The sequence below is a fragment of the Sorangium sp. So ce185 genome (assembly GCF_051526825.1).
In the GTDB taxonomy this organism is placed as follows: Bacteria; Myxococcota_A; Polyangia; order Polyangiales; family Polyangiaceae; genus Sorangium; species Sorangium cellulosum_D.
Genome location: NZ_CP150316.1, coordinates 3,175,638 through 3,198,066, shown reverse-complemented (window position 1 = coordinate 3,198,066; position 22,429 = coordinate 3,175,638). Strand labels below are relative to the sequence as shown.

General features: G+C 73.6%; 16 protein-coding genes. 6 read left to right on the top strand and 10 right to left on the bottom strand.

Annotated elements, in window-relative coordinates; translation table 11 throughout:
• The first annotated feature begins 66 nt into the window (after positions 1-66).
• From WMF26_RS11885 to WMF26_RS11875, 3 genes are all read left to right on the top strand, one after another.
• A complete protein-coding gene (locus WMF26_RS11885) occupies positions 67-1,092 on the top strand; it encodes an SGNH/GDSL hydrolase family protein (RefSeq protein WP_438000412.1) in 1,026 nt (341 codons plus the stop codon).
• Between the two features lie 562 nt (positions 1,093-1,654).
• Positions 1,655-3,403 (top strand): DUF1592 domain-containing protein, encoded by a 1,749-nt coding sequence (locus WMF26_RS11880; protein ID WP_438000411.1) that lies wholly within the window; start codon positions 1,655-1,657, stop codon positions 3,401-3,403.
• A gap of 2 nt (positions 3,404-3,405) precedes the next feature.
• Complete coding sequence (locus tag WMF26_RS11875; protein ID WP_061627337.1) at positions 3,406-4,836, top strand: DUF1552 domain-containing protein; 1,431 nt, start codon at positions 3,406-3,408, stop codon at positions 4,834-4,836.
• Between the two features lie 52 nt (positions 4,837-4,888).
• Here WMF26_RS11875 and WMF26_RS11870 read toward each other — a convergent pair whose 3' ends face one another.
• Complete coding sequence (locus WMF26_RS11870; protein ID WP_438000410.1) at positions 4,889-6,889, bottom strand: hypothetical protein; 2,001 nt, start codon at positions 6,887-6,889, stop codon at positions 4,889-4,891.
• A gap of 356 nt (positions 6,890-7,245) precedes the next feature.
• Between WMF26_RS11870 and WMF26_RS11865 the strand changes: the two genes are divergently transcribed.
• A complete protein-coding gene (locus WMF26_RS11865) occupies positions 7,246-7,677 on the top strand; it encodes a hypothetical protein (RefSeq protein WP_437946202.1) in 432 nt (143 codons plus the stop codon).
• On the opposite strand, the gene WMF26_RS11860 is transcribed toward WMF26_RS11865, so the two are convergent.
• Entirely contained in the window at positions 7,658-9,442 is a 1,785-nt protein-coding gene (locus tag WMF26_RS11860) for an ABC transporter ATP-binding protein (RefSeq protein WP_438000409.1), read from the bottom strand. The genes WMF26_RS11865 and WMF26_RS11860 overlap by 20 nt on opposite strands.
• An 83-nt stretch (positions 9,443-9,525) precedes the next feature.
• Positions 9,526-11,535: a hypothetical protein gene (locus WMF26_RS11855; RefSeq protein WP_438000408.1), complete on the bottom strand. Its 2,010-nt coding sequence runs from the start codon at positions 11,533-11,535 to the stop codon at positions 9,526-9,528.
• A 108-nt stretch (positions 11,536-11,643) separates the two neighbouring features.
• Between WMF26_RS11855 and WMF26_RS11850 the strand changes: the two genes are divergently transcribed.
• Entirely contained in the window at positions 11,644-12,519 is an 876-nt protein-coding gene (locus tag WMF26_RS11850) for a sulfite exporter TauE/SafE family protein (RefSeq protein ID WP_438000407.1), read from the top strand.
• On the opposite strand, the gene aqpZ is transcribed toward WMF26_RS11850, so the two are convergent.
• From aqpZ to WMF26_RS11825, 5 genes are all read right to left on the bottom strand, one after another.
• Positions 12,456-13,193: an aquaporin Z gene (aqpZ, locus tag WMF26_RS11845; protein WP_438000406.1), complete on the bottom strand. Its 738-nt coding sequence runs from the start codon at positions 13,191-13,193 to the stop codon at positions 12,456-12,458. The genes WMF26_RS11850 and aqpZ overlap by 64 nt on opposite strands.
• A 263-nt stretch (positions 13,194-13,456) precedes the next feature.
• Positions 13,457-13,849: a DUF4156 domain-containing protein gene (locus WMF26_RS11840; RefSeq protein ID WP_061626954.1), complete on the bottom strand. Its 393-nt coding sequence runs from the start codon at positions 13,847-13,849 to the stop codon at positions 13,457-13,459.
• A 122-nt stretch (positions 13,850-13,971) separates the two neighbouring features.
• A complete protein-coding gene (locus WMF26_RS11835; RefSeq protein ID WP_438000405.1) occupies positions 13,972-15,879 on the bottom strand; it encodes a GNAT family N-acetyltransferase in 1,908 nt (635 codons plus the stop codon).
• A 119-nt stretch (positions 15,880-15,998) separates the two neighbouring features.
• On the bottom strand, positions 15,999-17,558 hold the full coding sequence (locus WMF26_RS11830; protein ID WP_438000404.1) for a DUF6798 domain-containing protein: 1,560 nt from the start codon (positions 17,556-17,558) through the stop codon (positions 15,999-16,001).
• Between the two features lie 83 nt (positions 17,559-17,641).
• Complete coding sequence (locus tag WMF26_RS11825) at positions 17,642-18,442, bottom strand: methyltransferase domain-containing protein (RefSeq protein WP_438000403.1); 801 nt, start codon at positions 18,440-18,442, stop codon at positions 17,642-17,644.
• Positions 18,443-18,751: 309 nt separating this feature from the next.
• Here WMF26_RS11825 and WMF26_RS11820 point away from each other — a divergent pair, with 309 nt between their 5' ends.
• The gene (locus WMF26_RS11820; protein ID WP_061624918.1) at positions 18,752-19,294 is read left to right on the top strand and encodes a DinB family protein; all 543 of its coding nucleotides are present in this window, start codon (positions 18,752-18,754) and stop codon (positions 19,292-19,294) included.
• 67 nt (positions 19,295-19,361) lie between these two features.
• Here WMF26_RS11820 and WMF26_RS11815 read toward each other — a convergent pair whose 3' ends face one another.
• Together WMF26_RS11815 and WMF26_RS11810 are read right to left on the bottom strand one after the other, a co-directional pair.
• Positions 19,362-20,819 (bottom strand): hypothetical protein, encoded by a 1,458-nt coding sequence (locus WMF26_RS11815; protein ID WP_438000402.1) that lies wholly within the window; start codon positions 20,817-20,819, stop codon positions 19,362-19,364.
• A 175-nt stretch (positions 20,820-20,994) separates the two neighbouring features.
• Complete coding sequence (locus tag WMF26_RS11810; protein ID WP_438000401.1) at positions 20,995-22,281, bottom strand: hypothetical protein; 1,287 nt, start codon at positions 22,279-22,281, stop codon at positions 20,995-20,997.
• Between the last annotated feature and the right edge of the window lie 148 nt (positions 22,282-22,429).

Sequence of the window (22,429 nt, the reverse complement as noted above, 5' to 3'; positions counted from 1 at the left end):
TCGGGGGAACTCCGGCTCTGCCATTCAGCGTGCGTGCCATGGAGGAATGCGATGATTCTGGTTGGAATGCAGAATTCGCGGCGTGGATCGCACGGACGGAGCGACGCGGAGCGTCGCGGGGCGCGCCGTTCGACGTGGGCCGCCAGGGCGGCGGCCGTCGCCCTCGTGGCGCTGCTCGGCGGGTGCTCCGATGAGCCGGGCGACACGACGTCGACCGGCTCCGGGACCGGCGGGGGCGCTGCCTCTAGCGTGAGCAGCGGGGATACGACGAGCGGCAGCACGACCAGCGCGAGCACGACGGGCGGCGGCGCGACCAGCGCGAGCGGCGGCGGCGGAGACAACGCGGGCGGCGCCGGGGGCTCGGACGGCGGCGGCGATGCCAGCACAGGCGCCCAGGGCGGAGGCGGCGCGGGGGGCGAAGGCGGCGCGGGCGGCGCGGGCGGCGCGGCCGGGTTCACGCCGTGCCCGACGAACGGAGAGCCTTGCAAGATCCTGCCGCTCGGCGACTCCATCACGGACGGGGTCGGGGGGGTGCAAGGCGGCGGCGGCTACCGGATCGAGCTGTTCAAGAAGGCGCGCGCCGCGGGCAAGAACATCACGTTCGTCGGCTCGCTCATCAACGGGCCGACGATGGTCGACGGCGCTGCGTTTCCGCGGAACCACGAGGGGCACAGCGGCTGGAAGATCAACCAGATCGGTGGGCTCGTGCCGACGCCCGCGTTCTCGAGCGGCCCGCACATCGTGCTGCTCATGGTGGGGACCAACGACGTGAACCAGAACGATGACCTCGCCAACGCGCCGCAGCGCCTGGGAGCGGTCCTGGACAAGATCTTCACCGCGGCTCCCGACACGCTCGTGGTCGTGGCGAAGATCATCCCGATCCGCTCCGCCGATCCCAAGGCGGTCGCCTACAACGATGCAGTGGAGGATATCGTCGAGGCCCGGGCGTCCGCAGGGAAGCACGTGGTGCTGGTGGACCAGCACTCCGGGTATCCGCTGTCGGATCTCCCGGACGGCGTACACCCCAACCAGCGCGGCTACGGGCGCATGGCCGACGTCTGGTACGCGGCGATCGGCGACCTCTTGCCGTGAGGCGACGGCGCGCGATCGCCTCCCTGCGAGGCGATCCCCGCGCGCCGCGCCGCCGGACCGCGCCGGTCCACCGACATCGTAGCTTGCGCGGGCGCAGAGGCCCCGGCGCGCGAATCGGTGCTGCTCCAGGAGGAGCACAGCCTAACGCGTCGCGCTGGGCGCCTCCACGCGCCGCGGACGCCGGAAAACTGCTGTATTGTCGTAAACTTGGCGTCCTAGTCAAACGCCCCGATCGCGACAAATTGGTTTGACTCATGAGCGTGTGTGGTCGAAACTAAACATATTCGGAAGTGAGCAGGGCGCTCGGCAGCACCGCGCGCTCGCCCCCGGAGGATCCTCGCCCGACGGCGAGGTGGCGCTGCGCTGCGGCGACGACACGGTTGTCGTTGCGCGGCTTCGCATCCTAGGGTGTGGAGCATGGGGGGTTCGGGATGGCGTCCAGTCGAGAGGGGCTTGCCTTCTGTACCGGTTAAGTCCACCTCGCCCCGTGCCGTAGGCAGGTCTCAAACGATGGGCGAGTGAACAGGCGCTCGCGCCGCGGGATAGATTGGGAGGTTTGTTCATGCATCGACCTCGGATTTGGGATCGGATAAAGCGCGCGGCGCCCCCCGCTTCGGGGGAGGGGCAGGCCGCCCGGGAGCGCTCGCCTCGGAGCGCCGCGTGGCGCCGCTCGGCGTGGCTCGCCGCGTGCGCCTCGGCCCTCGTGGCGGCGGCGTGTACGGGCACCCTCGGGGACAACTCCGGCGAACAAGAACCGGGTGGCAGCAGCGGGCGACCCAACGACGAGCACCCGGACGCGGAGGCGCAGTGCGCGCCGCGGCTCGGGCGCCGCGTCGTGCTGCTCACCGATCTTCAGTTCACGAACTCCGTGCGCACCGTGCTCGGGGACGACGCCGTGCGGGCCGATCTGGCGCCCGACGACAAGACCAAGCCGTTCATGAAGAAGGGGCTGGTCGCCGGCACATCGCTGGTGCGCGGGCGGCTCGACAGCGCCGCTTACGCCGCGGAGACCGTCAAGGGGCGCTTCCAGGAGGTGACGGGCTGCGCGCAGAACGGGGATGACGCGTGCGCGCGCGACTTCCTGGCTCGGTTCGCGGCGCAGGCGTTCCGGAGGCCGATCGGCGAGGCCGAGCTCGCGGACCTGATGGAGGTGTTCGCGCTCGGGAAGGAAGAGAGCTACGAGCGCGGCGTGGTGCTCGCCGTCGAGGCCATCCTCGCGGCGCCCTCCTTCTCCTACCGGACGGAGCTCGGCGAGAAGGACAGCGACGGCGTCGTGCGGCTGACGCCGCACGAGCTCGCCAGCGAGCTCTCGTTCTTCCTCACGGACAGCCAGCCGGACGCCGAGCTGATGGCCGCCGCCGACTCCGGGGCCCTCCGCGACCCGAAGGAGATCGCCCGGCAGACCGAGCGGCTGCTCGCGCTGCCGGAGACGCGGCGCAGCCTGAGCACGACGCTGCTCGCGGCGTGGGGGCTCAGCAACCTGTTCGGCACGATCAAGGATCCTGGGATGTTCCCCGAATACGGTCCCGGGCTCCAGGCGGCCATGTTCCACGAGACCGAGCTGTTCGTGGACGAGACCCTCTGGGAGCGCGGCGCGGACGTCAACGAGCTGCTCACGTCGCGCGAGACGTTCGTCAACGAGCCGCTCGCCAAGGTGTACGGCGTGGAGCACACGGGCGCGGCGGACGAGTTCTCGCGGGTCACCCTGCCCGAAGGCCAGCGCGCCGGCCTGCTCACGCAGGCGAGCGTCCTCGCGACGCTCTCGCGCACGGACAACACGAGCGTGGTCGCGCGGGGGCTGTTCGTCCGCGGCGCGCTGCTCTGCCTGCCGAAGCTCGCGTCGCCGCCGGAGGAGCTCGCGCAGGCGGTAGCCGACCTGCTCAAGGCCGACATGACCGAGCGCGAGCGCGCCGAGGCGCGCGCGATGAACAGCACCTGCGGCGTGTGCCACCGGGGGATCGACCCGTTCGGCCTGACGCTCGAGAACTACGATCCGCTGGGCCGCTATCGAGACACGCTCGATGGAGAGCCCATCGACTCGGTCATCGAGATGAACGGGCTCCTCGGGCTGTACGAGAGCTACCCGAACGCGGTCGAGTTCATCGGTGTGATGGCGCAAAGGGAGGAGTTCGCCGCGTGCCTGACGCGGCACCTCGTCACCTACAGCACCGACGATGAAGAGCTCAGGCCGGACGACTGCCAGGTCGAGGGCGTGATCAACGCGCTGCCGGTGGGCGAGCGCACCCTGCCGGCCCTCGTGAAGGCCGTCGCGACGTCGCGCGCGCTCGCCGAGCGCACGGAGGAGGAGTGACCATGAACCGCCACCTGCCCTATGTCTCGTCCCGCCGCCGCTTCCTCCAGGGCGTCGGCGCCGCCGCGGGGATGTTCGCGATCCTCCGCGGCCTCGAGCGGACCGCGGAGGGCGCGCCGAGCCCGAAGCGGTTCCTCATCGTCCAGCGGCCCGTGGGCACCGTCTACGAGAACTGGTGGCCGCAAGGCAACGGGACGAGCTTCACGCTGTCCCGCATCCTGAAGCCGTTCGAGCCGGTGAAGGACAAGATGGTGGTGTTCCGCGACCTGAAGCTGCCGTACGAGGGGTCGGTCGGCGGCGGCCACGAGCGCGGGACCGTCCTGATGGCGACCGGCACGCGGACCAAGCAGCTCTACCCCGGCAACGGCGGGGACGACCCGATGTCCGAGGCGGCGAGCGTCGATCAGCTGATCCAGAAGCAGTCGGCCGATCTGCAGGGGACGGCGATCGCGTCGCTCCAGCTCTCGTGCGACAAGCGCGCGGACACGCCGGAGGTGTCGACGCGCCACATGTCGTACTCCGGCCCGCGGGCCCCGATGACGCCGTACTACCAGCCGTTCGACGCTTACCAGCGGGTGTTCGGCTCGCTGATGCCCGGCGGGACGACGAACGACAACCTCGAGGCGCTCGCCAGGGCGCGCCGGCAGAAGAAGAGCGTGCTCGACTTCGCGACGCGGGACATCGGCCGGCTCCACGAGCTCGCGCCGAGCGCGCAGCGCGAGCTCCTGGACTCGCACCTGGAGGCGATCCGCGAGGTGGAGAAGGAGTTCGACGCCGACCCGACCAACCCCGCGTTCTGCGGCATGGAGCAGCCGCCGGAGATCGTCAGCGTCAGCGAGTACATCGACCCTTACAACTCGTCGCACGTCGTGAGAGAGCGCGACGACGAGAAGCACGCGCGCATCGGCGCCCTGCACTTCGCCGTGGTCAAGGCGGCCTTCCGGTGCGACCTGACGCGCGTGGTGACCTTCCAGTGGGCCCCGGGGACCAACCACGTGAGCTTCGGCGACCTGTGGCCGCCGGACTCGAAGATCTTCAAGGTCCACCACACGACGAGCCACGATCCCGACACGAAGGATACGCTCGAGTTCCTCACGCGCGTGGAGGAGTTCTATGCCAACAAGATGGTGGGGTTCCTGCAGGAGCTCGCGGCCGCAAAGGACGTGAACGGCGGATCGCTGCTCGACAACACCCTCGTCCCTTACATCACCGAGGTCGGGACCCGACATCACAACTGGGACAAGGTGGCCTGGCTGCTCTTCGGCGGCGCGGGCACCAAGCTGCTCGGCGGGCGCGTGTGGGACAACGGCGGCCGCGGCCTCCGGTCGACCAACGACTACTGGATGGCGTGCGCGGGCGCGTTCGGCCTCCCGAACTTCGTCATCGGGGACTCCGACCTCCACACGACGGCGATCTCGGGGCTGTTCGCGTAGGCGCGAGCGTTCGGGGCGAGCTCTCCCCCTCCCCAATCACGCCTCGCGCCGATCACGGGCGCACCGCGAGGTACACCGTGCTCCAGAGCTGCACGGCGTTCGACTCGTCGTGGTGCGCCCGCTCGGCGCCGAACGGGACCCGCCGGTAACGGCCGCCCTCGACGGCCCAGCTCCAGAGCTCCCCGGTGCTCGCCTCCCGCGACGCCTGGATCACCTCCCATAGCGCGCGCCGCGCGCGCTCCAGCGCGTCGCGCGCGGGGGCCGGCAGGTCGCCGCGCGCGAGCTGCCGGTCGAGGCCCGCGGCCAGCATCGCCTGCTGCCACGACCAGGTGACCGTTCCGTGGTAGTGGCCTCTCGTGAACAGCGCCCAGAGCGCCGGATCCGGCGCGAGCGCGGGGTTCGCGACGAGGACGCCGACCGGCGTCCGCAGGCCCGCCGGGAAGGGGCGGAGCAGGCGGCCGGCGATCTCCTCGAGGGCGCCGGGCGGCGGGTCGGTGAACAGGAGGACGAAGCTGTCGTCGGAGTGCATGATGGGGAGCGGCCTGCCCTCCCGGTCGAGCGCGATCGCCGGAAACGAGAGCGGCCCCGAGAGCGACGCGAGCGCCGGCGCCGCGTCGATGCCCAGCGACGCCGCATAGGCGGCGACGCGCCGCCGCGCCTCCGCCTCCGGCACCTCCACCCGGAAGAACACGCCGGCGTCCCGCCACGCGCGCGCGAGCCGCTCCGCCCGGCCGGCGCCCTCCGCGTCGGCGCCGAGCAGCGGGCTCGCGAGCAGCCGCGCCGACGCGCGGAGCGCGGCCGGGACGAGGGCGGCGTTCACGTCGTACGGGATGCGGCCGAACGCGAGGCCCTCCGCGCTGTCGCGCCACTCGCCGACGGACTCTCCCTCCTTGAGCGAGACGAGCGCCCTCGGATCCCCCGTCTCGGCGAACGGGGCGGCGAGGCGGAGCACGAGCGACACGTTCCGCGCGAGCGCCTGCGCATACGTGTCGCCCGCCGGCGTCCGGCGCGAGAGGAACGCCGCCGCGCGCTCCCGGCCCGGCGCGCTGCCGAGGAGGTACTCGGCGCAGAGCGGCGCGAGGAGGAAGTCGTCGTCGACCATCTTGTAATCGTAGACGGGCTCGCGCAGCGCCTCGGCGCGGCCGGCGGCGAGGTGCAGGAGCGCCGCGTACTCGCCGATCGCCTCCTCGTGCGCGACCTCCCCGGACGGGCTCAGCCGATCGAGGACCGAGCCGATGCCCGCCTCGATCGCGGCCGGCTCCAGGACCGGCAGGAGCATCCTCACCGCGAGCAGCGTGTCGCGGCCAAAGTACGTGAGGAAGCGCCACGACCCGGCCAAGAGCTTCTCCCGGTACGCGAGGAAGGCGAGCGCCTGCCGGTGGCGCGGGTCGTCGGCGGCGCGCTCGGTGACGAGCTCGTCGAGCGGCACCGGCGTGAGCGGCGGCTCGTCCGAGAGCGCCGTCACCCGGACCCGCAGGCCGCTCGGGCCCGCGGTGAGCTCGATCCGGCCGTCCGGCCCCAGCGCGGCCGTCGTGCCGCCCTCCGGCTCGACGAGCAGCTCGAGGTGGTGCTCGCCGTCCTGCGTGGTGCGCCGCGCGGCGATCGACGCGCCGCCCGCCTCGACGTCGCCGCGCAGCCAGGCCGGGAGCGGCGCGTCGCGGCCCACGTCGCGCACCGTGCGGATGCTCCCGAGGATCAGCCGATGGACGCGCAGCGCCGGGGCCTCGCTCGCGAGCAGCGCCGAGACGCCGCGCATGCCGCCGGGCCGCTCGACGCCGGAGAGCCCCCCCTCCACCGAGAGCTCGACCGGCGCCGGGAGCGCGTCGAACCACACGGCGATTCCCATGTTGCCCGCCGGAAAAGCGACGATGAGCCGCGGCGACACGCCCGAGCTCGTCAGGACATGAGCAGCGATATGACCATGACGGAAGAAGTGGTTACGAATCCGGCCTTCCTGGATCTCGAAGGCCAGGAGCTCAGGAGCGGGCGCCGCCGGGGGCGCCTTGCCGTGCGGCGCGCCGGAGGCGCAGGAGGCGGCAAGAAGCGTTGACAAGGTGGTTCTCCTCATGAATCGCCCGGTATTCGTGGGCCGCGTGGGCACCGCGAGACGCTAGCTAGCCAGGGCGCGCCTGCCAAGGACTAAGGATCTTCCTGCGGCCGCTAGCTTACGTCACCGACGCGCTGGCCGTTGTTCACATGTTTTCATTGAATTATCACGGATTCAGCAGAACGCTCACGACAGCCTCTTCAGGTGACCTCTGCGCGCCCGCATCCGAAAGGGAGGCGATGAGAAAGAAAGGGTTCACACCTTTGTTTCGCTGTGATAACCCATCCGAGACCTCGGTTGTCGATAGTGGGTTCGCAGCAGGCGAGTCGCCTGCCAACCACCATGAGGAAAGGGGGTTCGAGATGGACGAGAGCATCTCCGGCCAGATCGCGGCCGGCAGCAACGTTTCAGAGCACGCGCAGCTCAGCAATCCGCGAGAGGGGCTGATCTATACGTGGGTGGACGGCAGCCTCGGCGTGGCCGATGAGGTCGTGCGCGCGGGGTTCGGCTTGCTCGACGACGTGCGCGTCGAGACGCAGGAGCGGCTCGGCGCCACGCTCGACCTGATCGAGGGTATCCAGCGCAGCGTGCTCCGGGTGGCGCGCAAGACGCTCGTCCGGACGGACGCGATCAGCGCGCGCGCCCTCACGAACGGGCAGCACGGCTGGTATGCGCTGCTCGGCACGCTGCGCCGCACGTCGCAGGGCGCGACGGCGCTCGCCTCGGAGACGGCCGTCTCCATCGTGGGCGAGCGCAAGGCGACGCAGCAGCTCATCATACAGCAGTCGTCGTGAGCTGCGCGCTCACGAACTGCCGCTCGACCAGCCGGCGATAGAGGCCGTCCTCGGCGATGAGCGCCGCGTGCGCCCCGCTCTGCACGATCGTACCCCCATCCATCACCAGCACGCGGTCGGCGCCCATCACCGTCGAGAGGCGGTGAGCGATGATCAACGTCGTGCGCCCCTTCATCAGCGCGTCGAGCGCCCCCTTCACGAGGTGCTCGCTCTCCGCGTCGAGCGCGCTCGTCGCCTCGTCGAGCACGAGCAGCCGAGGGTCCTTGAGCATCGCGCGCGCGATCGCCACGCGCTGCTTCTGGCCGCCGGACAGCTGCACCCCGCGCTCGCCGACGAGCGTGCGATACCCCGAGGGGAACCGCTGGATGAACGCGTGCGCGTTCGCCGCGCGCGCCGCCGCCTCGACCTCCGCGTCCGAGGCGTCCTCCCGCCCATAACGGATGTTGTCGGCCACGCTCGCGGCGAAGAGGAGCGGCTCCTGCGCGACGATCCCGACCTGCCGGCGGAGCCAGGTCGGCGAGAGCTCGCGCAGATCGCGCCCGTCGAGGAGAATGCGGCCCTCGTCGGGGTCGTAGAGCCGCAGCAGCAGCGAGGCGATCGTGGATTTGCCCGCCCCGGACGGCCCGACCAGGGCGATGACCTCGCCGGGGCGAACGGCGATGTCGATGCCCTTGAGCACGGGCACGTCCTTGCGGGTCGGGTAGCTGAACCGCACGCGCTGGAGCTCGAGGCGCCCCTCGACGGCGCTCGGCTGGGCGCCGCCCGCGTCCGCCATGGCCGGCTCGCGGTCGAGGAGGTCGAAGATGCGCTCGGCGGCGCCGGTGGCCTTCATGAAGTCGGCCCAGAGGTCGCTGAGGCCGCCGAGGGCGAAGGCGACGACGATCGTGTAGACGAGGAACGAGGTGAGCCCGCCGAGCGTCATGCGGCCCTCGACGACGAGGTGGCCGCCGTACCAGAGGACGAGCGCGGCGGCGCTGTAGCCGGCGAACGTGACCAGGCCCATGAAGCTCGCCGAGGCGCGGATGCGCTTCCTGGCGAGGTCGAACGACTCGGCGACCCGGCCGGAATAGCGCGCCGCCTCGTGCTGCTCGGCGGCGAAGGCCCGGACGGTGCGGATGCCCGAGAGCGCCTCCTCGGCGACCTCGCTGGCGCGCGCGAGCGCGTCCTGCACGCTGCGGGAGAGCCGGCGGACGCGGCGGCCATAGGCCACCGAGCCGAGCGCCACGACGGGGACCACGGCGAGCATCAGGAGGGTGAGCCGCGGGGAGGTGTAGAGGAGGAACGCGACGCCGCCGATCACGGACGCGGCGTAGCGCAGCGCCATCGACACGTTCACGCTGACGGCGCTCTGGAGGACCGTGGTGTCGGAGGCGAGGCGGTTCGTCAGCTCGCCGGTCCTGTGGTCGTCGAAGAACGCCACCTCCTGCCGGAGGAGGTGCTCGAAGAGCTGCGCCCGGAGCCGGGCCACGACGCGCTCGCCGGCGGTCGAGAAGAGGACGTACCGCAGCGCGACGGCGGCGGCCTGCACCACGATGAGGAGCGCGAGCCAGAGCGCGGCGTCGTCGATCGCCTCGACGCCGCTGCCCGGGCCGAGCGCGTCGTCGATGATCTTCCGGATCGCCTGGGGGAGCAGGAGGCCGATGCCGCTGCCCACGCCCAGGAAGAGGGTGCCGAGCGCGAGCTTGCCGAGCTCGGGGCGGGCGAGGCGGAGGAGCCGCCGGAGGTGCGCTCGGCCGGGGCGCCGGCCGGTGTCTGGGCTCTGCATGGGGGGCGCGAGCGTAGCAGGCGGCGCGGAGGCGGCCGCGCCGCGGGCCGGGCGGCGCCGCGGGCCGGCGCGCGGCCCGCCGATCAGCGCCGGTCGGCGCGGCGCCCGGACCGCCGCCGCCGCCGGTGGAGCGCGACGGCCAGCGCGAGCGCCGCGGCGCCGAGGCCGAGGACGGCGAGGAGCAGCCCCGTCGCGCCCCAGCGGCGCAGCGGCCCCGGCGCGGCCTGCCCCGGGCCCTCCGCCGGCGGCTCGTCGCCCGCGCCCTTCGGCCGCGCGAGCGGGACGAGCGCGCGCCGCGCGGCCGCCGCCTCGGAGAGCGCGCGGCGGACGCCGGCGGCGTCGAGCGAGGCGCCCGCCGGGATCAGGGCGCGCAGCGCGGCCCTGCCCTCGAAGAACGCGGCGCCCTCGCTGCTCCACGCGGTCGGCGAGGCGTCGAGCGTCTCGTCGAGGGCGGCCGGGATCACGTCCTTCACGATCGCGTCCGCGGCGCCGGGCGACGCCGACCTGGCCAGGGCGATGTAGCCGGCGTCCTGGATGCCGCGGCGCAGGCTCTTCAGGCGCATCGAGGGGAGCACGCCGGCGAAGCCGACGGAGCGGGCGGCGAACCGCCCGCGCTGCGTCCCGGGGTAGAGCAGCATGCCGTCGCCGAGGCAGGCGTCGCCGTCGCGGTTGTGGAAGTTCTCGGCGACCGTGAACGGGTCGACGGGCCCCTTCCCGCCGCGGTTGCCGTCGTGCCAGAACGCCGTCTCCCAGAGGAACCAGCGGCCCACCTCGTGGGTCGCCGCGATCCAGCCGTCGGCCATGAGGCCGGTGAGCGGCGCGTCGATCATGAAGGTGCCGGTCCGCGGCAGCGCGCCGTTGTACACCCAGAGCCGCTTGCCGGCCTCGCGCGCGGCCCGCGCCCACACGGAGTCGAAGCGGTTGGCCGGCGTGAGCACGAGGTCGACGTCCTGCTGCAGCGGGTGCACCTCGCCGCACGAGTGCCCCACGAGGATGCGCGACGACAGGCGCGAGCCGCGGACGAGCCGGCGCCACCCGGGCCCGCGGGGGCTCTCGCACTGCTCGTCGATCGCGTAGAGCATCACGTCGTCCACCGCCGGCGGGAGGCTGTCGGCGACGGCCTCGACGCGGCGGAGCGTCTCCTCCTTCGGGTCGCCGAAGCCGCCGTAGGCGCCGAGCGCCACCGCGGCGGGCGGGACGCCCTGGCCCGGCCCGCGGTAGCCGCGCTCCTTCGTGTAGAGCGAGCCGTCGATGGCCGGCCGCAGCCGCTCGACCTCGGCGGGGCTCCGGACCGACGCGAAGCCGTCGACGTGGTGCTCGTGGAGCAGCTGCCAGAGCTGCTGCTCGACGGCGGGTCCGTCGCCGATCCGCTCGGCGACGCGGTCGATCTCGTAGAAGGCGATGAAGTCGACCGGGCCGTACGGCAGCGTCGCCGGCGCGACGTCGAGCCTCAGGTCGATGGCCGCGAGCTCGCCGTGCGAGGCCGAGCGGACCACCACCTTGCCCTCGTGGAGGCCGGGGGCGGCGCCCTCCGGGACGTGGAGGTCGACCCAGACCGCCCTGGTCTCGCGGGCGCCGACCTCGAGCGGATACGGCGCCCAGGGCGGCGCGAGCTCGACCGGGATCAGCGCGTCGGGGAGGAACCCGAGGTGCCGGTCGTCCGGCGGGCGCGCCGCCGGGCTCCACCCGAGCGACTCCAGGGGTCGCTGGTCGTTGCGCGAGCGCTCCCGGATCTCGACGTAGTGCTCGACGAAGCGGGCGATCGAGATCGCGTCCGCGGGGGCGAGCCCGGAGAGCTCGACCGTGACGCCGCGCAGGGGCTCGGCGCCCGCCTCGACGATCACCTGGAAGGCGACGACCTCCGCGCGGAGCGCGCCGAGCCGGATCGGCCCGCCGGGCCGGAAGAGCGCGTTGCCTTCGCCGCGCGAGAGCGGCAGGCCGACGTCCTCGCGCCGGACGCGCGTGCCGTCGTCGACCGCCCAGACGAGCGCGCGATCCGGCTGCGCCTCGCCGGCGGCGGCGCTCGCGGGCATCGCGGCCTGCGACAGCGCGGAGAGCAACGCGGCGGGAAAGAACGTGGGGGATCGCGGCATGGCGCTCGGCTTTCCAGGGAGGAGCGGCCGACGGGATCGGCGGCAGCGCCATGCTAGGGGCTCCGGGCCGCGGTTGACAGCGCGGCCGGGCTCGGGCCATGTCGCGGCGTGGATCTGACGCGAGCCGCACTCCTCGCCGGCGGCGCCGCCGTGGCCGGCGTGATCAACGCGGTGGCCGGGGGCGGCACGCTCGTGTCGTTCCCCGCGGCGATCGCGGCGGGGCTCGCGCCGCTGCCCGCGAACGCGACGAACGCCGTGGCGCTCACGCCCGCGTCGCTCGCGTCGGCGTGGGCGTACCGCCGCGAGCTCGCCCGGGACTACCGGGTCCTCGGCGTCCTCTTCCTGCCGTCGCTGCTCGGCGGCGTCGCGGGCTCGGCGCTCCTGCTCGTGACGCCGCAGCGCGTGTTCGACGCGGCGGTGCCCGGGCTCGTGCTCGTCGCGACGCTGCTCCTGCTCTGGCAGAACCTGCGCCCGGCGAAGCCGCCGGAGAAGGGCGGCGCCGCGGAGGAGTTCGCCCTGCCCTCGCGGCCGTGGCTCGTGTTCCTGCTCCAGTTCCTGGTGAGCGTGTACGGCGGCTACTTCGGCGCGGGCATCGGCATCATGATGCTGGCGCTGCTCTCGTCGTTCGGCGGCAACGTGGACATCCACCGGCTGAACGCGATCAAGACCGTGCTCGCGAGCCTGATCAACGGGGTGGCCGCGCTCGCGTTCCTGTTCGCGGGCGCGGTCGATCCGGTCGCCACGCCGATCATGATGGCGGCGGCGGTGGTCGGCTCGCTCGTCGGCGCCGTGGTCGCCCGGCGCATCGCGCCGAGCAAGGTGCGGTGGTTCGTTGTCGCGCTCGGGCTCGTGCTCACGGCCAAGCTCGGGTGGGACCGGTTCGGCCCGCCGGCCCGGCACGCGCGCCCGGAGCCCCCGGCTCAGACCGTCGAGCGCGGCGTGACCGCGGCGCGGGCCGGCCTCGCGCCGACGAGCATCGGGTAGAGCGCCCCGGCGAGCGCGCCGCCGGCGAGCGGGGCGAGCCAGAAGAGCCAGAGCTGCGACAGCGCCCACCCGCCGACGAAGAGGGCAGGGCCGGTCGAGCGCGCCGGGTTCACCGAGACGTTCGTGACCGGGATCCCGATCAGGTGAACGAGCGTGAGCGCGAAGCCGATGGCGATGGGCGCGAACCCGATCGGGGCGCGGAGATCGGTGGCGCCGAGGACCACCACCACGAAGCCGAAGGTCAGCACGATCTCGGCCACGAGGCTCGCGACGAGCGAGTAGCCGCCGGGCGAGTGCGCGCCGTAGCCGTTCGAGGCGAAGCCGTCGCTCACGGAGAACCCGGCGGAGCCGCTGGCGATGACGTAGAGGATCCCTGCGGCGACGATGGCGCCGGCGACCTGGGCGAGGATGTACGGCAGGATGTCTCGCGCCGGGAAGCGCCCGCCGACCATCATCCCGAGCGTGACGGCGGGGTTGAAGTGAGCGCCCGAGATGTGGCCGACCGCGTATGCCATCGTGAGCATGGCGAGCCCGAACGCGAGCGCCACGCCCGCGAAGCCGATCCCGAGCCCGGGAACCCCGGCCGACAGCACGGCGCTCCCGCAGCCGCCGAGCACGAGCCAGAACGTCCCGAGAAATTCCGCGGCCGTGCGCTTGGACAACGACAGTTCCATCTCCCCCTCTCCTGTGGCCGGCTTTCCTTCGTGCGGCGCGAAGCGCGGCCGCGCCCGTCCGCCGAGCCGCCTCGGCGCCGGGGCAGGCCGCGCGCTCGCCCGGCGCTGCCGCCGAGGCGGCGCTCCACCTGCGCTTCGTCGACGTTGGATGAGCCCAGGCGCGCCGCGTTGCTGCCGGACGGCGCGAGGCCCCCGCCGGCGCTTCCGGCGGGGGCCTCGGGCCGCGGGCCATCGCCGCGGCCGGCTCGCTGGCGCGGGGGAGGTTACAGGCCGACGAGCTGGGGCGGGCAGCTGTACGCGTTGCCCATGTGGGTGACGTCGGTCTGCTCGCCGGACATGCTGTCCCGATCGCCGGAGATGGTGGTGCCTGCGTTCGTGTTCTCGAGGACCACGTAGTTGCCGCCCAGATCGTGGGCCTGGTTCTTCATGTCGTTCACCGCCCCCTTCTGCAGGTTGGCGTTGCTGGTGAACTTCCCGGAGATGGAGCCGCCCTGCTCTCCGACGAGCGTGCCGAGGAACCGGCATCCTTCGGGGGCCGGCTGCTTGGTGACGATGACCTTCTCAGCGCCCGGGTTGAGCTCCACGGCGGCGCAGGCGGGCAGGGTCAGGGAGGAGAGAAGGACGAGGGCGAACGCGCGGTAGGTCGTGGTCTTCATGTCAAGTACCTTCTGCCGATGGATACGGCGCGCAACGGCGCTTCTTCCTCGCGACGCCGCCGGTCGGGCAGGGTTCCGACGCCGGTTCGCGGGCGGCGGGCTGCCTCTGGGAAGGCGGTGCCTCACCGGTCCTCGATCCTCCGCAGCCGGTACGCCCGCCCGTCCCACAGCGAGAACGCCCGCTCGCCGCTCATCAGGACGTCGAACCCGTGGCGGGCCGCGAGCCGCGCCACGTCGGCCGCGTCGCGCGCGAGGTCGCCCCGGTACGAGTAGCTCAGGATCGCGAGCTCCCCGCCCGGCCGCAGCACCCGGCGCGCCTCCGCGACGTGCCGATCCACGACCGCCTCGCCCGCCGCCACGAGGTACGGGAACGAGTCGACCGCGTACACGAGATCGAAGCGGGAAGACGGCACGTCGCCGAGATCGACGCCCGACGAGACCGCGAGCGCCACGTTCGGCAGCCCCGCGCAGCGGCGGCGCGCGGCCTCGATCATCCGCGGCGCGACGTCGAGCCCCCACGCCTCGCGCACCCGCGGCGCGAGCGCCGCCTCGAAGCGGCCGATCCCGCAGCCGATCTGCAGGATCGCGCGGTCCTCCCCGATCGCGCCCCACCGCTCGAGGAGCTCGACCACCTCCCCCGTCGCCCGCTCGAGGAGCGCCGGATCGCCGAGCGAGTACGCCGCGACGCTCGCCTCCTCCGAGCGCGCGCAGAGCTCGTCGAACAGCCGCGCGGCGCGCGCCGGCGCGTCCGGCCCGGCGACGCCCGCGTCACGGTGCGCGCCCAGCATCTCCGCCACCGTCGCGCACGCGGCGCGCCGCTCGTCCAGGCAGCGGCGCAGCGCCTCGAGCCGCGCGGCCGCCTCCCCCGCCGCGGGCCGCGCGGCCTCGATCGCGCGCGCGGCGTCCGCGAGGTCCCCGGCCGCGCCGAGCAGCCGCACCAGGCCGACCTCCGGCGACGCCTCGCCGGCCATCACGGCCGCCACCGCGCCCTCGCGCGCGCCCTGCCCGGCCTCCCGCTCGGCCTCGCGCGCGCGCCGGTGCCGCAGCCGCCGGCGGTATGTCCAGCGGTCGACCGCGCCCCACTCGTACTTGTACGGCTCGCGGCCGCGGAGGAAGTCCACGGTCCGCGCGCCCTCGGCCGCCGCGTGCTCGATCGCGCTGGCGAGCATCACGAGCCCAGGGCTGTACCACGCGAACTCCGGATCGAAGCCGGTGATGTACGACGCCATGCCGCCCCGCTCGGCCAGCCCGTAGAGCGACGCGATCACCCGCCCGTCGAGCCGCAGGCCGAACAGCCGCAGCGCGCCCCGCGCGCACAGCCCCCGCGCGACCGCGCGGTGGAACGGCCGGAGCGCCTCGTCCAGCACCCCGCCCTCCCCGCGCGAGACCCAGCGCGCCCGGTGGTTCGCGAACAGCGCGTCGAGCAGCTCGTCCACGCTCGACGCGTCGGCCACGTCGACGCGCAGCGCGCCGGCCTTCGCGAGCCGCTTCCGCGCGCGGCTGACGCGCGCGCGCATCCCGGGCGAGAACAGCTCGTCCGGCCCGGCGCCCTCCGGGATCGTCACCCTCGGACACGCCTCGTGCTTCTCGATCTCGTCCGACCAGCCAGCGGGCGCCTCGGCCGCGAACAGGGGCGACGACCCGCGCAGGTCGTGGAGATCCGCGACGTCCCAGGCGTCCGCGCGCTCGTCGAGGTACGCGAGCACCGCCTCCGCGACCGCGCGCTCGTACCCGGGCGCGGCCAGGACGTCGTTGTAGTCGGTGAGCCCGGCGCCGAGCAGCGCGACGAGGCGCTCGCCGCGGTAGTGGTGGATCGCGAGGGGCGCGAGGCCGACCAGCCCCTGCTCCGACCGGAACGCCAGGGCCAGCACCTCCTCGGGCCCGAGCTCGCGGCACCACGGGATCAGCCACTCCGGCCGCTGGAACACCGTCGCCGCCGGGCATCGTTCCCACAGCGCGCTCCACGGCTCCCGCAGCGCCTCGAGCGCCTCGCGGCGGTTCAGCACCTCAACGTCGAGTCGTTCGCTCACCTGGCCTCCGGGAGGCGGGCTCTCCTCGGAGAGCGCCGCCCGGAGGCGCTCCGCCGGGCTCCCGGCCCCTCTCGGCGCCGTATCCTCGCAGAGGCGAGCGGCCGCGCAACCGCCGCGCGCTAGCCCGGAGGCGGCGCGGCGAGCACGCGATAGAGGCTGCCGTCCGCGGCCTCGACGGCGAGCTCGACGCCCGGGCACGGGAGCGAGGCGCCCCGCGGCACGATCACCCAGCGCGCCGCGGGCGCGCTCGCGAGGATCGGCGCGAGCGCGCCGCACGAGAGGGCGCCCGCCCCCGCGTAGAGCTCGGAGAGGAGCCGGAGGCGGCGGTCCCACTCGAGCACCTCGCGGTCCGCGTACGGGTGCGACTTCCAGTCCGCGAAGATCGCCGCGGGCGCGTTGAGGCGCAGGTGCTCCCAGGACGGGGGGCTGACGATCACGTCCGTCGCCGCCCCCCGGCGCCGCGCCTCGCGGGCGAGCGCGACGCCCGGCTCCTCGCGGGGCCGCATGCGGTGCAGCCCCTGGCGCACGGCGACGGCCGTCGCGATCACCCACACGCCCGCGGCGATGCCCGGCAGGACGCGCCGCGCAGGGCGGCGCATCAGGCGGCCGAGGAGCGCCGTGAACAGCACGGCGGTGGAGAGCGGCACGAGCCAGGTGGAGATCCGCCACGGGAAGGCGAGCCGCAGCGTGTACAGCTGCGGAAAGGCGGCGGCCGCGAGCGTGCCGAGCACGCAGACGCCCGCGTACGCGCCGAGCAGCGCCTTGCCGGACCGCCGCGCGATCAGGAGGGCCGCCGCGACGATCAGCGCGCACAGGACGGCCCCGAGATCGAACCAGAGCTGCGGGCTCGTGTGGTGCGGGATGCGCTCGTCGGCGAGGATCCTCTGCGCGGCGCGGAACGTCGCGGGGTCGGACGGGGCGAAGCGCGTCGCCGTCCAGAGGAGCGGGGGCGCGAGCACGGCCCCGGCGAGCGCGGCCGCGAGCGCCTTGCGCCGCCACGGGACGCCGCGGTCGAGCGCGAGCGCCGCGCCGACGAGGAGCAGCACGGAAGGGATGTACGTGGGGTGCATGACCGCCGCCAGCGCGGCGATCGCCGCGCCGGCGCGCGGGCGCCCGCGGAGCAGCAGGGCGAGGCCGACGAGGAGCAGCGCGCCGAAATTCGCCGGCTGGAGGAAGTTGCGGAGCACCTGCTGGTCGGCGACCCCCGCGAAGCCGTATTGAGCGCGAGGGCTGGCGAGCCACGCGACCGCGAGCGCGCAGGCGACGACCCACCGCGGGGCGCGCGGCGCGCCGTCGGGCACGAGCGCCTCGGCCGCGAGGACGATCGCCGCGAGGCACGCGGCGGTGAGGATCGCGTTCAGCGCCGGCAGGACGCCGGGGCCGGCGAGCGCGAGCAGCGGGGCCACGAGCCCCGTGAAGAACGGCGTGGGATCCGCCGTGTGCGCGAACCAGTCGGCCGCGAGCTCCGGGTAGGCGCCGGAGCTCCGCGCCGCGTGCACGAGGTACGTGTTCTGGTTGGACACGAACGAGCGCGACATCGACGCGACCGCCCCGAAGACGGCGCACGGCGCGAGCCACGACCACGCGCGCCCCGCGGCGTCGTGGTCCGCGCGGGGCGCGTCCTCCGGATCGGGCGCTGGTTCGGCCGCGGGTCGCTTTACCTTGGTGGCCGGCAGCACGGAGGCCGCGAACCTACCACGGCCGCGCGCTCAGGTGTGCCCGAGCACGGGCGCGGCGACGTGCGGAGATCGTCGGCTGCCGCTCAGGCGCCCGCGCGCGCGACGGCGAAGATCAGGTGACGTCGCAGCCGGATCCCCTCCGGCGCGCGGCGGCGCTCGAGCTCGGCCTCGAGCGCCGCCTTGACCCGCGCGGCGTCCGCCGAAGGGAGGCTGGACAGGAGATTGCCGAACGAGCTGGCCAGGTAGAACTCGATCACATCGTCCGTGGCCGCGAAGTGATCCGTGAAGGTGCGGATCTGAAGCTTCGGATCCTCGAAGCCGGCGCGCAGGAGGGTGTCCCTCAGGTCGTCGGAGGTCACCTTGTAGGTGGTGTTGCCGAGCGTCTCCGCGGTGCCGGCCAGGCCGAGCGACGACAGCGCGCTCTCGAGCGCCACTTCGACCTCGTGCGGGCGCTCCTTGGCCGCAGAGCTGATGCCGATGCGCCCTCCCCGCTTGAGCACGCGGCGCGCCTCGCGCAGCGGGCCGAGCTTCTCGGGCAGCCAGTGGAGCACGCTGTTCAGGAACACGACATCGAAGCTCCCGGCGGCGAACTGCGAGAGATCCTCGGCCTGACCGACGCTGGCGCGGAAGTTCGGCCGGCGCTTCTTGTTCGCCAGCTCGACGCGGAGCGGCAGCGGATCGACGCCGGCCACCTCGCCGGACGGGCCGACCAGCTCGGCGACATGCGCCCCGAGCCGACCGGTCCCGCACCCGACGTCGAGGACGCGCTCGCCCGGGGAAATCTGGAGATCTTCGATGAGCAGCTTTCCGTGGTTGAACTGCCGATCGCTGACGCGATCGTACGTCTCGGCCAGGACAGCTGAATCGAGCGCAAGGCTGACCATCGTGGCTCCTTGGGAGAGGAGGTGAAAATGGGCGAAAGGCGGCTCCGAACCGGGAGATCTCGCCGATCACCACGTGTCTGTTATCGAGGACAATAGTCCGCGATAGCGGACCGAGCAAGCGCGATCTCGGTCGCAGCGCGCGACGGCGGCGATGCGTCCGAGGCGCGCCGCCCGCGAGGGTGGCGCGGGCCGGCCGGTCGACGCCGCGCGCGGCGACGCCAACGTCCGCGGCGGCGCTGGCCGGGGTTCGCGGTCGCGGCGGGGCGTGATAGGGTGCGTGCCTGCACCTGGACGGACGAGGGTTGACTCATGAGCTGGGTAGATCAGTATCGCGCATTGGCTCGCTACAACCTGTGGATGAACGACAAGCTCTATGCGCTTGTCGGCAAGCTCGACGACGCGGAGCGCAAGCGCGATCGCGGCGCCTTCTTCAGGTCGATCCACGGCACGTTGAACCACATCCTGCTCGCCGATCGCAGGTGGATGGGGCGCTTCACCGGCGACGAGGAGCGGTTCGCCGTGCGCGACGCGAGCGGCAAGGCCATCGAGATCACCTCGCTGTCGCAGGAGCTCTACGCGGACTTCGACGATCTCTCCCGCGAGCGCGCCAGGACGGACGCGGACATCCTCGCCTGGGTCCACGCCATCGATGAGCAGGCGCTCTCGGGCGACCTGACCTTCACGCGGGGCGGCACGGTGTTGACCCAGCCGCTCTGGTGGACCGTGGGCCATTTCTTCAATCATCAGACGCATCACCGCGGCCAGGTGACCACCCTGCTCACGCAGATGGGAATCGACCCCGGCGTGACGGATCTCTTCGCGATGCAGGTGGAGGAGAAGTCCGCGCCCTGACGCGCGCGGCGCCTCGCGCCGAGCGCCGTGGCGGAGCCCTGGGGAGGCCGGCGAGGCCGCCGCCGGGTCACCGGGCGGCGCGCCGCCTCGTGTCCTGTCGCGCCTGGCTCGCCGCCTTCGCCTCGGCGAGCGGGTTGCGCGCCTCGGCGGCGCGCAGCCGCTCGAAGCGCTCGATCAGGGCGCGATCGCCGCTCTGCCGCAGCGCCCTCGCCAGCACCACGCTCTTGGCGAGCCGGATGAACCGCAGCCGGTGCGCCGACGTCACGTCCTCCACGTCGCTCCTGCCCGCGCCCGGCCCGAACTCGCGATCGTACGCCGCCCGCAGCCGGTGCTCGCCGCGGAGGCCGAGCGCGTCCGACAGGCCCTCGAGGGCGGCCCGCTCGGCCGGGCTCGACCATGAGAGGACCCTGGCATAGGGCGTCGCCATGGTCTCGTGATCGGGCTTGTTCACGAAGCGGCGGAGGAACACATCGGACGTCGCGACCGGCACGTCGCCGGTCGCCTGGTGGAGGAGGGCGTACGCGAACGCCTCGTTCATCCCCACGAACCGGTTCTGGTCGAAATCGGCGCCGACGACGCGGTTGCCGAGGCGATCGACGCCCGAGAGGGCGGCGAAGAAGTAGCTGCTGAAGTCGGTGTAATCCGCCTCGTTGATCTCGGGCGTGCAGCCCGACGCGGGGCGGTCCCGGGTCGCCGCGAAGAACCCCACGACGTCGCGCTCGACGAGCTCGCCGTCGGGCCGGCCGCCCTCGAAGAGGAGGTTCGCGAAGGCGCCGGAGAAGCACTGGGCCATGACGAGGACGACGGGCGTGTCGTCGGGCAGCTCCTCCATGCGGGCGGCGAGGTCGCGCACGGACAGCCCCCCGCCGCCCCAGAGGTCGAACACGTTGTTGTCGAGATCGCGCCGCGGATCCGGGCTCCCGTGGCCGGCGAAGTACAGGAGCAGCGGGTCGGCCGGGCGCACGCGGACGAACTTGCGCCAGATCGCGTCGAACCCGCGGCGGGTCGTCGCGCCGTCGATGCGCGGCAGCCTGGGCGCGCGGTAGCGCATGCGGAGGCCGTCGAGGAACTGCACGCTCCGCGTGCCCCGGCTCCCGTCGGCGAAGAGGACGCGGCGCTCCACCGTGGCCGGGAGCAGCGACTGGAAGTACCGGACGTGGCCTTCGATGGCCACCTGGTTCATGGGCGGCCGCGGGCCGCCGCCGACCACGAGGGCGCGCCAGGCCGCGGGCTCGGGCTCGGGCGCGACCGGGGGAGCCTCCGGCGCCTCCGGCGCCTCCGGCGCGGCCGGCGGGGCATGCGCGGGCTGCGCGGCGCGCGCGGCAGGCAGGGCCGGCGCGGGCTGCGGGGCGCGCGCGGCAGGCAGGGCCGGCGCGGGCTGCGGGGCGCGCGCGGCAGGCAGGGCCGGCGCGGGCCGACGCGAGCGCGCCGACGGCGGCGCGGACCGCGGCGCGCCCGTGACGGAAGCAGCCGCAGGAGGTCGAGGCTCGCGCGCGGCCGCCGGCGTCGTGGTCGCCGTGGTCACGGCGAGCACAGCGGCTCGGAGGAGCAGATGGTACGCGGCGGTCACGTGCTCGGCCTCGGCAGCGCAGCCTGCGCCGCTCGATGCTAGGTAGCACCCGCCCGGCGCTCGCGCAGCGGGTAGACGCGCTGGCGCGCTGCGGCGTGGGCCTCCCTCGTCCCTTCGGCGCGCCGGGCGCCTACTTGGCCAGCTTCATCACGAAGCCGCTCTCGTCGGTCCAGTAGATGCTGGTGCCGTCGACCGCCAGGTCGTTCGGCGATACGCCCGAGATCACCACGACCGCCTCGCCGCCGTCGACAGGCACCCTCTTGATCTCGCCGTCGGCCACGTTGACCCAGTACACGTGGGTCCCGTCCACCGCGATGAAGAACGGGGACGCCTGGCCCGTGGCGAGCGCCACCGGCGCGCCCCCCGCCTTGGGTACCTTGTTCACGGAGCCCACGCTCGGCCCCTCGCCCGGGGTCGTCCAGTACACGGTGGTCGCGTCGAGCGCGACCTCGTGCGACTCGAAGTATCCGGTCGCGAGGATCACGTCCTCGCCCCCCCCGATCGGCACCTTCCGGATGGTGCTCGCGTCCGCGTTGGTCCAGTAGACGTGGGTGTCGTCGATCTCGAGGCGGCGGGAGCCGCTGCCCACGGCGAGCTGCACCGCCTCCCCTCCCCCGATCGGGACCCGCTTCACCGCGCTGTCGTCGCCCACATAGATGCTCGTCGAGTCCAGCGCGAGGCCCATCGGGAGGTTCAGCCCGGTCGCGAGCGGCACGGGCTCGCCGCCTTCGAGCGGCGCCCTGTAGACGGTGCCGAGCTCGGCGCAGGTCCAGGTCGCGTCCGTCGCGCTCACCTCGATCCCGAACGACGGGCAGCTCTCTGCGATCGTGACCGCCTCGCCGCCGTCGATGGGCGCGCTCATGATCTCGTCCGTATCCCGGTGCGTCCAGTAGACGTGGGTCGCGTCCACCGCGACGGCGAGGGGAGCGCCGGCCGCCGCCGCGAGCACGACCGGCTGGCACGCGGCGTCGCTGCACAGCCCACCCTGACAGCCATGGCTGCAAGCGCCGCAGTGCAGCCCATCGCTGCTCAGATCGGCGCACGCGCCCTCGCAGCACGACTCCCCTGCTGCGCAGGCGTCGCCGCACGCGCCGCAATTCGCCGGGTCGGAGCCCGTGTCGACGCACGCGCCGGAGCAGTCTGTCTCTCCCGGGCAGCTGCCGCCGGACGCCGAGGCGCTCGCCGCGCCGCCCTCGCCGCCGGCCCCGCCGCTCGCCGTTCCGCTGCCGCCGGCGCCGCCGCTGCCCGTCGCGCCGGGGGCGTCGATCTCCAGCACGCACCCGAGCGCGAGCACCGCCGCGCTCGACGCGAGCGCGGCGCGCGCGGCCCCCGCAGCCCATCCCCGGCGCCCGCGGCGCAGCGGGCGCGCGACCCTCGATGAGGGCGTCTCCTGTCGTTCGCCTGAGTGCGTTTTCATAGAACTCCGCGCATCGCGCAGCCTCCCACCGAGCAGCTAAAACCTTGCCGGCGAGCTGGTCAAGCGCCGTACCCGCGTGCACTCGACATCTGCGCCCGACCCTACATAGCGGACGGAACCACCCTTCTTTTCATGATCATCCCCTCGG